At 59.2% G+C, this 14,689-nt stretch carries 14 protein-coding genes; 8 read left to right on the forward strand and 6 right to left on the reverse strand.

The annotated features are described in order from the left end of the window. Positions 1-56: 56 nt before the first annotated feature. Positions 57-656: an NAD(P)H:quinone oxidoreductase gene (gene wrbA / locus NH398_RS09315; RefSeq protein WP_253018077.1), complete on the forward strand. Its 600-nt coding sequence runs from the start codon at positions 57-59 to the stop codon at positions 654-656. 95 nt (positions 657-751) lie between these two features. Here wrbA and NH398_RS09320 read toward each other — a convergent pair whose 3' ends face one another. Then, positions 752-1,825, reverse strand: coding sequence for a tartrate dehydrogenase (locus tag NH398_RS09320; RefSeq protein WP_159342782.1), 1,074 nt, complete (start codon positions 1,823-1,825; stop codon positions 752-754). Between the two features lie 132 nt (positions 1,826-1,957). On the opposite strand from NH398_RS09320, the gene NH398_RS09325 reads away from it, so the two are divergent. Continuing rightward, positions 1,958-2,875 (forward strand): LysR family transcriptional regulator, encoded by a 918-nt coding sequence (locus NH398_RS09325; protein ID WP_253018079.1) that lies wholly within the window; start codon positions 1,958-1,960, stop codon positions 2,873-2,875. A gap of 4 nt (positions 2,876-2,879) precedes the next feature. Here NH398_RS09325 and NH398_RS09330 read toward each other — a convergent pair whose 3' ends face one another. Continuing rightward, complete coding sequence (locus NH398_RS09330; RefSeq protein ID WP_253018163.1) at positions 2,880-3,371, reverse strand: lipocalin family protein; 492 nt, start codon at positions 3,369-3,371, stop codon at positions 2,880-2,882. A gap of 228 nt (positions 3,372-3,599) precedes the next feature. Between NH398_RS09330 and NH398_RS09335 the strand changes: the two genes are divergently transcribed. Both NH398_RS09335 and NH398_RS09340 read left to right on the forward strand, forming a co-directional pair. Further along, positions 3,600-4,028 carry a secondary thiamine-phosphate synthase enzyme YjbQ gene (locus tag NH398_RS09335; RefSeq protein ID WP_159342780.1) on the forward strand — a complete coding sequence of 143 codons (429 nt, stop codon included), beginning with the start codon at positions 3,600-3,602 and terminating at the stop codon, positions 4,026-4,028. A 42-nt stretch (positions 4,029-4,070) separates the two neighbouring features. Then, positions 4,071-6,347: a glycosyltransferase gene (locus NH398_RS09340; protein WP_253018081.1), complete on the forward strand. Its 2,277-nt coding sequence runs from the start codon at positions 4,071-4,073 to the stop codon at positions 6,345-6,347. A gap of 8 nt (positions 6,348-6,355) precedes the next feature. Here NH398_RS09340 and NH398_RS09345 read toward each other — a convergent pair whose 3' ends face one another. The 3 genes from NH398_RS09345 to NH398_RS09355 all read right to left on the reverse strand — a co-directional run bounded on the left by NH398_RS09345 (position 6,356) and on the right by NH398_RS09355 (position 9,266). Continuing rightward, entirely contained in the window at positions 6,356-7,048 is a 693-nt protein-coding gene (locus tag NH398_RS09345) for a TVP38/TMEM64 family protein (protein WP_159342778.1), read from the reverse strand. Positions 7,049-7,119: 71 nt separating this feature from the next. Next, on the reverse strand, positions 7,120-8,058 hold the full coding sequence (locus NH398_RS09350) for an ABC transporter substrate-binding protein (protein WP_253018083.1): 939 nt from the start codon (positions 8,056-8,058) through the stop codon (positions 7,120-7,122). A gap of 32 nt (positions 8,059-8,090) precedes the next feature. Continuing rightward, positions 8,091-9,266: a TauD/TfdA family dioxygenase gene (locus tag NH398_RS09355; protein WP_253018085.1), complete on the reverse strand. Its 1,176-nt coding sequence runs from the start codon at positions 9,264-9,266 to the stop codon at positions 8,091-8,093. Between the two features lie 125 nt (positions 9,267-9,391). Between NH398_RS09355 and NH398_RS09360 the strand changes: the two genes are divergently transcribed. The 4 genes from NH398_RS09360 to NH398_RS09375 all read left to right on the forward strand — a co-directional run bounded on the left by NH398_RS09360 (position 9,392) and on the right by NH398_RS09375 (position 12,965). Next, positions 9,392-10,255: a LysR substrate-binding domain-containing protein gene (locus tag NH398_RS09360; protein ID WP_253018087.1), complete on the forward strand. Its 864-nt coding sequence runs from the start codon at positions 9,392-9,394 to the stop codon at positions 10,253-10,255. A gap of 132 nt (positions 10,256-10,387) precedes the next feature. After that, on the forward strand, positions 10,388-11,839 hold the full coding sequence (locus NH398_RS09365) for an alanine/glycine:cation symporter family protein (RefSeq protein WP_253018089.1): 1,452 nt from the start codon (positions 10,388-10,390) through the stop codon (positions 11,837-11,839). A gap of 185 nt (positions 11,840-12,024) precedes the next feature. Next, positions 12,025-12,633, forward strand: coding sequence for an NAD(P)H-dependent oxidoreductase (locus tag NH398_RS09370; protein ID WP_253018091.1), 609 nt, complete (start codon positions 12,025-12,027; stop codon positions 12,631-12,633). Positions 12,634-12,662: 29 nt separating this feature from the next. Next, positions 12,663-12,965 (forward strand): MGMT family protein, encoded by a 303-nt coding sequence (locus NH398_RS09375; protein ID WP_159342773.1) that lies wholly within the window; start codon positions 12,663-12,665, stop codon positions 12,963-12,965. A 135-nt stretch (positions 12,966-13,100) separates the two neighbouring features. Here the strand turns inward: NH398_RS09375 and NH398_RS09380 are convergent, their stop codons facing one another. After that, positions 13,101-14,669 (reverse strand): bifunctional GNAT family N-acetyltransferase/carbon-nitrogen hydrolase family protein, encoded by a 1,569-nt coding sequence (locus NH398_RS09380; protein ID WP_159342772.1) that lies wholly within the window; start codon positions 14,667-14,669, stop codon positions 13,101-13,103. Between the last annotated feature and the right edge of the window lie 20 nt (positions 14,670-14,689).

Genomic DNA, 14,689 nt, shown 5'->3' on the forward strand with positions numbered 1-14,689 from the left:
CCGCCCGCTACGGGCAACCTGTCTGATGCTTGAATGCAGATGCAAAGGAGTGAGTAATGACGAAGGTACTGGTGCTGTATTATTCCATGTATGGTCACATCGACACGCTGGCCGCCGCTGTCGCTGAAGGCGCGAAAGGGGTTGAAGGTGTCGACGTCACGGTTAAACGCGTGCCTGAGACCATGCCGGAAGACGCGTTCAAAAACGCGGGCGGCAAGCAGGATTTCACGACGCCGGAAGCCACGCCCCAAGAGCTGGCGGACTACGATGCCATCATCTTCGGCACGCCGACTCGCTTTGGCAACATGGCCGGTCAGATGCGTACCTTCCTCGACCAAACCGGCGGCCTGTGGGCCAACGGCGCGCTGCGTGGCAAGGTGGCGAGCGTGTTCACCTCGACTGGTACCGGCGGTGGCGATGAGATGACCATTACGTCCACCTGGACCACGCTGGCCCACCACGGCATGGTTATCGTGCCGATTGGCTACGGCATCGAAGAGCAGTTCGATATTTCGAAAGTAAGCGGCGGCACGCCCTACGGTGCCGCGACGCTGGCCGGTGGCGATGGCTCCCGCCAGCCGGATGATCGCGAGCTGAAAATCGCCCGCTTCCAGGGTAAACACGTGGCTGAGATTGCCGCTAAGCTGGCGAGTTAATCGTTAGCTAAAAATGCTAACCGAAAACGAGCAACGCCTCGCTGTTAATGCAGCGAGGCGTTGCTCGTTGTGAGGCGTTGTTTTTGTAGGGGAGATTAGCCGCCAATCCGCTCGGCAATGGCTTTGCCCAAGCTTTCCGTGGTGCCCTTGCCGCCTACATCGCGGGTGAGCACTTGGCTATCGCCTTCGCTCAGCACCGCTTCAATGGCATCGACCATGGCATCGCCCGCTTCTTTATAGCCCAGGTGTTCCAGCATCATTGCCCCAGACCAGATTTGGCCAATGGGGTTGGCGATGCCTTTCCCGGCGATATCCGGCGCGCTGCCGTGTACCGGCTCGAATAGACTGGGGAACTTGCCTTCCGGGTTGATGTTGGCGGAGGGTGCAATGCCGATGGTGCCGGTGCAGGCCGGGCCTAAGTCGGAAAGAATATCGCCAAACAGGTTGCTGCCCACCACCACGTCGAACCAGTCGGGGTGCAGCACAAAGTTGGCGGTCAAGATATCAATGTGGAACTTATCTACCGCCACCTCGGGGTACTGCTTGGCCATTTCGGCTACGCGCTCATCCCAGTAGGGCATGGTGATGGAGATACCGTTGGACTTCGTGGCCGAGGTAAGCTTTTTACGCGGGCGGGTTTGCGCTAAATCGAAGGCGTATTTCAGCACGCGGTCAACGCCGGTACGGCTCATCACCGTTTCCTGAATGACGATTTCACGCTCGGTGCCTTCATACATCTTGCCGCCGATACTGGAGTACTCGCCCTCGGTGTTTTCACGCACTACGTAAAAGTCGATGTCGCCGGGCTTGCGTCCCGCCAGCGGGCTTTTAATGCCGGGCATCAATCGGCAGGGGCGCAGGTTGATGTACTGGTCGAATTGACGACGGAACTGCAGCAGCGAACCCCACAGTGAAATATGGTCCGGCACTTTTTCTGGCCAGCCCACGGCTCCGTAAAACAGTGCATCAAAGTCTTTGAGCTGCTCGAACCAGTCGTCGGGCAACATTTGGCCGTGTTCCAGGTAGTAGTCGCAGCTACCGAACTCGAACGTGGTGAATGCCAGGTCAATGTCGAAGCGTTTGGCGGCGGCTTCCAGCGCGCGGATGCCTTCGGGCATCACTTCGGTACCGATACCGTCGCCAGCGATGACTGCAATACGATGGGCCATGGGGAGCTCCTTGTGTTGTTAGATGTCGCGAGAAAGGCAGGGTGTATTTGCTTGGTAGAAGTGTAGCGCCTGTTGGCGACGAGATAATCAGGCTACTATGCAAGCTATTGTTGCCTTAAAGTGAAGAATCCCATGATGCTGGATGACCTCGCCTTTTTTCAGCAGCTTGCTCGGGCAGGGAGCTTGACCGCCACGGCCCGTGAGTTGGGGCTGTCACTCTCGGCTGTCAGCAAGCGCTTAAAGCAGCTAGAAGCCCGGCTTGGCGTGACGCTTGCGGCGCGTACCACTCGCCGCCTGACGCTGACTGCGGAAGGGGAGCGCTACCTTTCCCAAGGCGGTCTCATTTTGGAAGAGCTGCAGGCGTTGGAGAGTGCGCTGGGTGAGACGGCCAACCAAGCGCTGGCCGGTCGACTGCGGATCAACGCGACCTTTGGCTTTGGCAGACGGCATATCGCGCCGCTGCTGTCGCGGTTTTGCATCGAGCACCCCGCCGTGGAGAGCTGGCTGGAGCTGACCAACTTTCCGCTCAACTTGAGCGATCACGGTTTTGACGTGGGCATTCGCATTGGTGAACCGCCGGATTCGCGTCTGGTCGCCAAGCGCATTCTGCCCAACCGACGCGTGCTGTGCGCCTCGCCGGAATACATGGCCAGGATGCCGCCTTTGAACGCACCGAGCGATCTTGCTCAGCACAGTTGTTTGGTGGTGCGCGAGAACGATAGCGACTTTCCGCTTTGGCGCTTCGAGCACCGGCATTCGTCGCAGCGTCAGGCGGTAAAGGTCAGCGGGCCGTTGGCCAGTAACGACGGCGAAGTCATGACCCGCCTAGCGCTGGATGGCCACGGAGTGATGCTGCGCTCCTGGTGGGATGTGAACGAGCATCTCGCCAGCGGCGCGCTGCACACGCTGCTGCCCGAATGGCAGGGCGTGCGCGCTGACTTTTACGCCGTCTTCGAGCACCGCCGTCACGTACCGGCGCGCATCAGCGCGTTCATCGACTTCTTACAGCGTGAAATGGCGGGCCGGGTGCCCGCCTTGCCGAAGAGCTAATCGATCAGCGGCCAGGGCAGGTTTGATCCTGCACCACATCGATCAGCTCGTCGGTGGGAAAGTCCAACTCGGCGGCGCGCTGGCGTAGTCGCTGCGCCACGTCGGGCTCTAAGGTTGGCGTACGGGCCAGAATCCATAGGTAGTCGCGGTTAGGGCCTGCCACCAGGGCCCACTGGTAGTCGTCATCCAGTTCGAGGACGTTGTAGCCACCGTAAAACGGGCCAAAGAAGCTGACCTTCAGCCGCCCCACGCTCTCGTCATCGATGAAGTAGGCGCGCCCCTCGGCTTCGTCCCAGGCTTGCTCTTCCAGGTTGTAGCCCCGGTTGATTACCTTCACTCCGCCATCGTCGCGCAGGCTGTAGGTGGCGGTGACGCAGTCCAGCCCCTCTTCAAAGGAGTGGTCCAGGCGAGCGATTTCATACCACTCGCCTAGATAGCGCTCTAGCTCGAATCCGGTCACCGGTTCGGTGCCCTCGGGAATGCCAGTGCAGCCCATCAAGAGAGTGCCGGTAGCGGCGATGGCTGCCAGCGTGGCCAGGTTCCTTGGCCGCGATGCGGGTGTCATCATCTTGCTCCTTACGGTGAACAATAAACGTTAAACCTATCAGGGTGGGCCACTGGACGCTATGTCTCTCACGGTGGCCCGATGCGGCAGGTAAATGAAATAGGCTATGGTATGTCTGTTACCGTATCCTCTGACAATGCATATAACAAAGGAGTGATTATGTGGCATCAACAGGAGATCCACTTACCGGAAATGCCCCGCGGCTTTCATCTGATAACCGACGAGATCGCCAGAGCGCTGCCCTGTTTGGCAGAGTGCCATCAGGGGCTGCTGCATTTGCAGCTCATGCACACCTCCGCCTCGCTGACCCTCAATGAGAACACCGACCCAGACGTTCGCCATGATCTAGATGCCTTCATTCGCCGGTTGGTACCAGAAGAGCTGAGCTATTTTCGCCACACCTTGGAAGGTCCCGATGACATGCCCGCCCACGTGGCTTCTAGCCTGCTGGGCACTCAGCTTAGCCTCGCGGTCCGCGATGGCCGCTTAGCGCTTGGCACGTGGCAAGGGGTGTGGTTAGGTGAGCACCGTGAACAGGGTGGTTCGCGCCGCTTACTGGCCACATTGAACGGCTGTACTGCGCCCTAGCGGCAGTCCATTGAATGACTTTTTTGAGATAAGCGCCCCGACATGCCTCGACGTCTTTTTCGCCTCTCCCGCCAGCGGTGGTTGAGGCTGTTTTTCGTATTGAACCTTGCGCTAGTGGCGGGGTTGATCATTCATCAGGTGTGGCTCTACGTCGCCGAACCCGAATTCGAGTCGCTGCACACGCGCGAAGTCGCCGAAATACGCGACCAGTTGGCGGGGCGGGATGCCTACCGCTTTGCGGTGGTGGGCAACATCAATAACTCGGTGAACGTCTTTCAAGACGAAATCATCCCGCTGCTGAACCAGGGAGACATCGACTTCATGGTGTCGGCGGGCAATGCGGTGAGCGGGGGGCAGCAGGAGAGCTATCAGGCGATCACCCACAGCCTAGAGCTGCTGGATATGCCTTACCTGCTGACCTATGGCGATAACGAAGACAGCGACTTCGGCAGCTACCTGTTTTACGACTACTTCGGCCCACACTTCTACGCGTTCGTGGCGGGCAATAGCCACTTCATCTTTCTAGACGGCACCGGCAAATCGTCGACCTCCTGGCAGCTAGATTGGTTGGAGCGCGAGCTGGCCGCCTCTGACGCGGCCCATCGGTTCGTGTTCGTCGGCTTGCCGCTGCATAACGTCATCCAGGATGCCCCGCTGTTTGAAGAGGACAACTACCTCAACGACCCTCGGCTTGCCGAAGGCATCATGCGATTGGCCGAGCGCCATGGGGTCGATACGGTGTTCTCCGCCAATCTTTCGCTCTATGCCCAGCAAACCGTCAACGGGGTAAACTACGTCACCACGGGGGGCGCAGGTGGCCTGCTGCTGGATGCCGATGAGAGCTTCCATCACTACGTGGTGGTGGAAGTCGCGGGCGGCAGCGTGGGCATCTCGCCCGTTCGTTTGAACGTCGACCGCCCCGGCTGGTGGCGTATGCTGAGCAGCGTGGGCTCGACGATTTATGCCTTCTTCTACGTCAGCTATCCACGGTTCTTGCTGATCGTTGGGCTGCTGACACTGCTGGCCATGCGCCTGTATCGGCTGATTTTCGAAGAGCGCGACTACTACCCCGATTTCGACATCGACCCCACGCCCTACCTGGAAAAAAGCCTGCGGGTGGCGATGGTCTCGAACAACTACTTTCCTTTCGTATCCGGTGTCTCGGTATCGGTGGAGCGGCTGCGTCAGGGGCTGGGCGACCTTAACCACCGTGTTCAGCTCCTGGTGCCGCGCTACCGAGAGCCATGGCAGGATGATGACACCATTGTGCGCGTGCCAACGCTCATGGCGTTTGGGGAGAAGCGTGAGTTTCGCTTGACCAATCCGTTTAGCGCCCGTTTTCGCCGCTGCCTGCGTGCGTTCAAACCCGATGTGATTCACGTGCATCATCCGTTCTGGCTGGGGTCGATGGGCCTGTGGATGGGGCGCAGGCTGAAAGTGCCGGTCATCTATACCTACCATACTCGCTTGGAGCACTATGCCCACTTCGTACCGCTGCCGGGGGCGCTATTTCGCAACCTGATATCTCACTACCTGATCAAGCGCTTCTCCAACCGCTGCCAGGGTGTCATCGTGCCGACCTATTCGGCGGAGGAGTATCTGCGCATGATCGGGGTCAAGACGCCGACGCTGGTGCAGCCCACAGGTATCGATGCCGCGCGCTTTGCCGATGCCGATGAGGATGACGTGGCGTCGCTTCGTCAGCAGTTGGATATCGCGGCCAACGATACGGTGCTGGTGAGTGTCTCCCGCATCAGCAAAGAGAAGAACATCGGCTTTATGCTGGAAGCGCTGGCGGAGCTAAAACGCCAGAGGAACACAGCGCTGCGCTTGCTGTTGGTAGGCGACGGTCCGGATCGTCAGGCGATTCAAACACAGATCGACACGCTGGGTTTAGACGCGCAGGTGACCTTGGTCGGTGCCGTGCCACCGGAAGAGATGGCGCTCTATTATCACGTGGGGGATGTGTTTGTGTTTGCCTCTACCTCTGAAACGCAAGGCATGGTGATTTTAGAGGCCATGGCCGCTGGGCTTCCGGTGGTCGCCGTACGCTCAAGCGGTATCGATGACGTGGTGCGCGATGGCTACAACGGTTTTAAAACGCCGCAGAACCGCCAGAAGTGGGGGCAGCGTGTGGTGGAATTGGCCGAGGATGAGGCACTACGCGATACCCTAGGCAGCCAAGCAAAAACCTTCTCCGCTGACTACGATATTGCCAAGTTTGCCGGTGCCGTCGCGCATTTTTATGCCGAGGTGCTAGCGAAGCACGACTCTTCAGAGCATCCTTCACAAGAGGGCGAGGCCAAGCAACGTGGCTGACTGAGACGTTAGGCGTCGTGTCGTTTGTTGGCCGTACGGGCAGTCGCCACGCGCTTGAGTAGCCAAAGCAAGCCGATGCCCGCGACCAAACCGGCTACGGCCAGTGCCAACTCCTGCTTGGAGGCGGCGGTGAACAGCGCGCCTAACTGGCTGCCGAGCAGAATGACCGCCGCCAGCCCCGGCACGATGCCAAGCGTCGAGCCGATCATGTAGTCGCGGAAATTGAGATGAAACGCCCCGGCCAGCATGTTGGTGAGCGTGAAGGGAGCCAGTGGCAGCAGGTTAATGACCGTCATGGTGCGGATGCCGCGCTTGGAGAGGTAGCCGGAAAGCCCGCGCAGGTGGCGGCCGCCGTAGCGCATTAGGGCATCTCGCCCCAGCCAGTGTCCCACCCAGTAAGAGACCACCGAGGAACTCAGCGTACCCAAAGTGGCGTAGGCCAAGCCCCACACTGGGCCAAACAACAAGCCGGTCAACACGACCAGCAAGCTCAACGGGAACATCACTAACAGCGAGCTGGTGTACACGGCCATAACGGCGGCAAACATCCAAGGGGCTCGTTGCCACTGGCTAATGGTGTTGGTGAGTTCTTCGAGATGCGTCTGAGTCAGCAGCCCTTGCTGCTGCAGGTAGCGCCACATCACGCCTAGTATCACCAGCGTGATCAGTAAGCCTAGCCCTTTTAGCAACGTCCGTGACATTCCATCCCCACCGCCTGTTTGGCAAAAGAGCGATAGCATACGCCACTGCGGCGGCGGGGTGAACGAAGGCGTTACGGTAGGCGCGCTTCAATGACCGGCCAAGCAGTGTCACCCTCGGTGGTCGTCACATCGGCCAGCATGGCTTCCACGCGCTCGGGGTGGTCGTGGATCCACTGCTGGGCCACCTCGGCAAGGTCACGTTCCTCTTGGCCAAAGGCTTGGATCATCCAGCTCTGCTCGTCTGCGGTAAAGCTAAACTGTTCAAAGAACGTGACCAGTGCCGGGTGGGCATCGGCGTAGTCGCTGCGCAGTAGGGTTCGTACGTCGCTTTCGCCGTTGTTCTCACCGAACAGGTTTTCCGGGTCTTCCAGGTAGCGCATGGGCAGCTCAAGGTTCATCCAGTGGGGCGTCCAACCGACCCACACAATGGCCTCTTCTCTGGAAATCGCATCTTGAGCGGCGGAGAGCATGCCCACTTCGCTGGTATCCACTAAGCTCCAGTCGCCCAGTCCCCAAGTGTCGTTATCCATCGCGTTATGGAGAATCTCACTCGCCGCCGAACCTGCGCCAAAGCCATGAATTTGGCCGTTAAACTCATCACGGTGTTCATCTAAATCCGCGAAGCTTTGAATGCCGCGTTCATGCAGGTACGCCGGTACGGCCAGCGTCATCTGAGCGCCATCGACGTTGTTGGCGACATCGGTGAGCACGCCAGAGGCTTTGCGCGGTTCGAACATCTCTTTTTGTGCGGGTAGCCAAGCGCCTAAAAAGGCGTCGACGTCGCCACTCTCCATGCCTTGGTAGATCACCTGCAGGCCGATTTCGTGGGTTTGAGTGTCATAGCCCAACGGGTTAAGGAGCTGCTCGGCAATTTCGGTTTTTACCGTAATACCGGGCCAAGCCGGGACGCCGAAATCGAGCGTGGCGTCGTCGGCAAGGGCGGCTTGGGTGGTAACGCCTGCCAAGCTTAGGGCAATCGTAGAAACGAGTGGACGGGTTAAACGCGTCATGTAAGGGGATCTCCTTGCTTAGGTTATTGTGATTACGCGGTGGTACGAGCGAGAACACGCAGGCGCGAAGCCAGCATATCGCGGTCTAGATAGGTGCCCTGAAGATGGCGAGCACCGCTATTGGGATCGAACTCCCGGCGGCCGTGAAGCACGCGACGATTATCGAACGCCACCATCTGGCCCGGTGTTAGGGTGAACTCCAGCTGGTGAACGTCGCTGTGGAAGAGCTGCCACAGCACTTTATAGGCGCGGTACCAGTCCGCCATTTTTTCAACGGGCAGGTGGAGGGTGTCGCGTATCCAGTTATTGAGACGTATCTCCACCAGCTCGCCTTGGCTATCGAGGGTGATCACTGGGGCTTTGATGGCGATATCGTGTGTGTCGTCCTGGAAGCGAAAATCGATGGGCGTTTCGCTGAGAATAGCCAGCGCTTCCGGGTCCTGTTCGCGTAGGGCATTGATCACTCGGGCACCGTCAGCAAACAGCGACTCGCCACCGCTGGCGTCGTTTTGCAGGCAGTAGAGCAGTTGAATATCCGGCGGCTGCTGCCAGTTGGGCAAGTCGATATGCAGCGGTAGACCGACAGCGGTATAGGCCGCGTTGTTGGGGTTGGGCTTGGAGCGAACATTAAATCGCCCGCCAAAGTTGGTAGCGCGCTGCGGGCCAATCCGCTCGGCAAGGCGGCTGACTTCCTCTTCCACCAGCGGTGCGTCGGTGACTAGCGCCAAGCCGTCGCGTAGCAGGGCGGTCAGCCAGGTTGTCTCGCCTTCTGGGGTCAGAAAGTCGGCGTGGCGAACGCGCTCTGGGAAGAAGTCGTCGCGCCACGGCTGCGGGTCGGGCAGTGCAGAAAAGCGTGTTGCCTCAGGGCGGCGCTGGTACAGCCAGCCGCTATGAAAGGCACTCACATGACCATCCTGCCACTGCAAGTAGAGGTGACCATCGGCCAAGGTAACGCTGGGTGCTTGTTCGATATCGTCTAGCGGTAGGTAGAGGCGTTCGCGGGTTTGCGGGTGGCGACACTCGGCGCAGGCGCAGTGGTCGCGAAACCATAGCAGAGGCAGCGTCGTTCGCGTACCGTCTTCCCAGGTCAGCGCAAGGCTGCTGTCGGTAAGCGTGGCATCGTTGAGTGCCGGGCCATGGTCATAAGGCGCGAGTTCGCTCATTAGAGGAGCTGAACGCTTTTCCGGGGCGGCTAGTACGCTGGTCATAGGGGCCTCGCTGTAGGTAGGTGACGTATTGCTCGATTTGCTTGTTAGGATGCGGAGTCCCTTGCGCAGTGACAAACGATGAATCTGGCCCCAAAGACCCTGTTTAACTTATAGGTTGCTTTTTCATGAGTTCACTCCCCCCGCTGTTATGGCTACAAGCATTTGAGTCGGCCGCCCGCACCCTGAGTTTTACGGCGGCGGGTAACGAGCTGGGCGTGACCCAGGCCGCCATCAGCCAGCGCATTCGGCTGCTGGAGGATCGCCTGGGGCAAAAGCTGTTCGTTCGCCACGCGCGCAGCCTTTCGTTGACCCCGGCAGGTCAAGCGTGGCTGCCCAGCATTCACGATGCGTTTTCACGCATCAGTGAAGGGACCTCGGAGGTGTTCGGTGTGACCAGCGAACGGCCGGTGACGCTACGTGCCACGCCGGTGATCCAACAATCTTGGCTCGCGCCAAGGCTCGTGGCCCTGCATCGAGAGAAACCAACGATTTTGCTGCGCTTGGTCAGCGCGATTTGGCCCGACGACTTTGGGCCCGAAGGGGCCGACATCGAGATCCGCTACGGTCGGGGAGAGTGGAGCGGGCTGGAGATGCTGCCCTTGGGCGACGAGCATTTGTTGCCCGTGTGCTCCCCCGCGCTGGCCCGCTCGCTGAACGAACCCGCCGATTTAGCAGGACACACGCTATTGCATGCGGTGGGCTTTGGCGTTGGGTGGCCGGGTTGGCTGCAGGCGGCGGGTATGACCCACTTGGAGTCTGAGTGTCTATCGCTAACGTGCGATAATCAGGTGATGACGCTAGCGCTCGCCAGCCAGGGCGGCGGGGTGGCGCTCACGCACCGTCGACTGTTGGAGCAGCGTGATGATTTGGTGGCCCCCTTCGATATGGGCGTACCCAGCGATGAGCGTTTTTGGCTGGTGCGGCCCAGCAAGCGCCACGTCAGCGATGAGGCGGCAGACGTGTGGGAGTGGCTGGCAGCGTCTCGTTAAGTCTTCTTCGTGAGCTTGAGGCATCCAGCAGAGGTTACGACTGCTGGGCAGGAAATTTGCCAATTTTCTTGCCATTTTGGTGCAACCGTGAAGAATGATGCGCCTTCATTGTTTCAAAAAGGCGTGTTTCCTATGGACTTTACTCTTCCTCCCCTGTTGACCGCGATGGTGGATCGCGGCAACGGGCTGTTGTGGGGCAGCGTGCTGATTTATCTGCTTATTGGCGCTGGCCTCTATTTCACGGTCATGACCCGCGCCATCCAGATTCGCTACTTCGGCCATATGTTCAAGTTGCTGCGCAGCTCTCGGGAATCCAACGGCGGTATCTCGTCGTTTCAGGCGCTTTCGACCAGCCTTGCCGCCCGCGTCGGCACGGGCAACTTGGCCGGGGTGGCCGTCGCCATCTACTTCGGTGGCCCGGGCGCGATTTTCTGGATGTGGATGACCGCCATGGTGGGTATGGCCACCAGCTTTGTAGAATCCACGCTGGCCCAGGCGTACAAAACTGACCATGGCGATAACACCTTCCGCGGTGGCCCGGCGCGCTACATCGAACGCGGCTTGGGACTGCGCTGGCTAGCGGTGCTGTTTTCGATCTGCCTGATTATTGCGTTTGGGCTGGCGTTCAACAGCGTACAGGCCAACTCCATCGCCCAGGCCATGGAGCAGGCATTTGCCATTCCCACCTGGGCCATGGGGTTAGTCTTGATGGCCATCGTCGCGCCGATCATCTTCGGTGGCCTGAAGTCGATTGCGAAAGTTGCTGAGTTAGTGGTGCCGCTGATGGCGCTGCTGTACCTGATCTTGGCGCTGGTCGTCGTGGCGCTCAATATCAGCGACCTACCCGCTGCCATCATGACGATCGTGCAGAGCGCTTTTGGTATCGAGCAGGCGGCCGGCGGTGCGATGGGCTATGCCATTTCCCAAGCGATCATGAACGGTATTCAGCGCGGCTTGTTCTCTAACGAAGCGGGCATGGGCTCTGCGCCTAACGCGGCAGCGACCGCTAGCACCCGCCCGGACCACCCGGCTGCCCAGGGCTTCATTCAAATGCTGGGCGTTTTTCTGGATACCCTAGTGATCTGTACCGCGACGGCGGCCATCATCATCATGGCGGGCCCTGAGCTGCTAGCGGGTGAAGAGAATAACGGCATTCAGCTAACGCAGATGGCGCTGTCCAGCCACGTGGGCGATTGGGGCGGCATGTTTATCGCCATTGCCATCCTGCTGTTTGCCTTCACCTCGGTGATTGCTAACTACTCCTACGGCGAATCCAACATCGAGTACCTGGCGGGCCGCCGTGCGCCGCTGGCGGTGATGATTTACCGCTTTGCCGTGCTGGGCATGATCATGGTGGGGTCCGTGGCCAGCCTGGGGGCGATCTGGAATTTTGCGGATCTCTCCATGGGGATGATGGCAATCATCAACCTGGTGGCGATTCTGCTGCTATCGCCCATCGCCTTCGCGCTGTTCAAAGATTACGACACTCAGCTCAAGGCGGGTAAAGAGCCGGTCTTCGACCCCAGCCAGTTCCCGAAGCTGGCCAAAAAGGTCGATCCCAACGCGTGGCCTAAGCAGAAGTAACAGGCGCGAGTTAAGTGCTTAACGCCCCGCTTCACGTTGCCAAAGTGCAGCGTGGGGCGGGGCGTTTTCATGAGGTCAGAAGATTCGATTTTGTCGAATGAAACTCGGAAAACGTTGCGCTGTTGCTTCGTCAAAAGCGCCGTAGAATAGCGCCTAACCTTACCACTGATTTTCAAGGAATTTTCATGACCACTCGTGCACTGTTAGTGACCTCTTCTATCCTTGGTGACAACGGCCAGTCCAACGCGCTGGCGACTCATTTTCAACAGCAGGCCGCTGCACGCGATGGCGTCGCCGTTACCCACCGCGATGTGGTCGCCAACGCGCTTCCGCACCTCGCCATCGAAGAGCTCGGTGCGTGGCAGACCCCGGCTGAAGAGCGCACCGTTGAACAGCAGGCGCTTGCCGCTCACTCTGATGAGCTGCTGGCGGAGCTGCGTGCTAACGACGTGCTAGTCCTGGCGGTGCCGATGTACAACCTAGGCATTCCCTCCCAGCTGAAAGCGTGGTTTGACCGCGTGCTGCGCGCCGGTGAAACCTTCCGCTACACTGAAAACGGCCCGCAGGGGCTGATCGAAGGAAAGCGGGCCATTATTCTGGCTGCTCGTGGCGGTCAATACGCGGGCACCGAGTTCGATAGCCAAACGCCACACCTGAAAACAATGCTGGGCCTGATGGGCATCAGTGATGTGGAAGTGGTGTTTGCCGAAGGTTTGAACATGGGCGACGCTCACCGCGATGCTGCCCTGAAAGAAGCCTTCCAAGCCATTGATCAGCTCGTCGAAGCGCTCTAAACCAACGCCATAAGCCAAACGAGGTTGTCATGCCGCGCCCGGAACTGCTCGAACAGATTTACACCATTGTCGATCAAATTCCGTCGGGCCGGGTGACGACCTACGGGCGCATTGCCAACATGACCGAAGGCGCCACGGCGCGCATGGTGGGGTCGGCCATGCGCCACTTGCCCGAGGGGCACCAGTTGCCCTGGCATCGTGTGATTGCGGCGTCTCTCAAACTGGCTGACCACGGCGGCGCGGCACGCCAGCACGAAAAGCTGCGTGCCGAGGGCGTAGCGTTCGACGCCAAAGGCCGCGTGCCGCGCCACCTTGTTTGGCCGGATGAGTAGCTTTGTGGTGAGTGGTGATTTGTAAGTGGTAAATGGAGAGGTGTGAATAGAAAGTTGTGAATAGCGAGTTGTGAATGGCAAAACGCCGCCCGGTGGGCGGCGTTTTTTATGCGCAGTGATGTCGGTCGACTGTCTTTAGTCTTCCTGCTTACTGCCAGATTTCCACGACCAATCGCGCCAGCGCAGATCGAAGAGATCCTTCCGGCGGTCTTTCAGGTTGGTGACCGAGCCTTCGGCACGTACAACGGTGAGGCGGGTGAGGTCCAAGTCGGAGAAGAAAATCATCTCCGTGTTGGGCGTGGTTTCAGCCAGTACCGCGTCGTGGGGGAACGCGAAGTCGGACGGCGTGAACACCGCCGATTGGGCGTACTGAATGTCCAGGTTCTCGATGGAAGGCAGATTGCCGACGCTGCCACAAATGACCACATAGCACTCGTTCTCGATGGCGCGGGCCTGTGCACAGTGGCGCACGCGCAGGTAGCCGTTTTTGGTGTCGACCCAGAACGGTACGAAGAGAATATCCATATCCTGGTCGGCCAGCAGACGGCCCAGCTCCGGGAATTCCACGTCGTAACAGATCAAGATGCCCACGCGCCCTGCGTCGGTGTCGAAGACCTGCAGATTGTCGCCCCCTTCGATCACCCAGTCGCGGCGCTCTTGCGGGGTGATGTGAAGCTTGAGCTGCTTCTCGACCTCGCCATCCCGGTGGAACAGGTAGGCCACGTTGTAAAGACGGTCATCGTCACCCACCTCGATCATCGAACCGCCAATGATGTTGATGTTGTAAGAGACCGCCATGCGTGACAGTTCGCTCTTGAAACGATCGGTAAAGCCCGCCAAAAAGCGAATCGCCGCCATTTGGTCTTTCTGGGCAGCACGATCTTGGAGGCCCATCAGCGGCGTGGTGAACAGCTCCGGGAAGACGGCGAAGTCACTCTGGTAATCCGACAGCGCGTCGACGAAGTACTCGATCTGCTGCAGCGCCGCTTCCACGGAAGCGAATTCACGCATCTGCCACTGCACCGCCCCCACGCGCACCTGCGTTGGGCGAGTGTCCAGCACGTTTTCAGCGGGCTCGAACAGGATGTTGTTCCACTCTAACAGCGTGGCGTAGCCACGGGACTGCTCATCTTCCGGCAGGTACTTGCGCAGCAGGCGCTTGACCTGGAAATCGTTGGCGAGCTGGAACGACAGAATCGGGTCATAGATCTCTTTGCGAGAGACTTTGTCGATGTACTGTGCAGGCGTCAGCTCGGCGGCGTGCTGGTGATACTCGGGAATACGCCCGCCTGCCAAAATGGCGCGCAGATTGAGCGAGCGGCACAGCTCTTTACGCGCTTCGTACAGGCGGCGGCCCAGGCGGTAGCCGCGGTAGTCCGGGTGAATCAGAACATCCAGCCCGTACATGGCATCGCCATCCTGATCGTTCAGGATGATTTCACGATGGCCGATCAGATCGTCGTACTTATGCGGGTTGGAGAACTCGTCGTAATCCACCTGCACGGTGAGGGCCACACCGACCAGCACGCCGTCATCCTCGATGGCAATCTGACCTTCAGGAAACTCCTGAATCAGCTTGTCGATGGTGTGCTTCGGCCAAGCGCCACCAATGTCGTGATACACCGCGTCCATGAGCGATTTCAACTGGCCGTAGTCGTCGCTGGCAAGGTTACGCAGGTTAAGGTGCAGTTCTTCTAGGGACATAGTTCAGGGGTTCCCAGTCG

Origin of the sequence: Halomonas sp. CnH100-B (genome assembly GCF_024124605.1) — a bacterium.
In the GTDB taxonomy this organism is placed as follows: Bacteria; Pseudomonadota; Gammaproteobacteria; order Pseudomonadales; family Halomonadaceae; genus Vreelandella.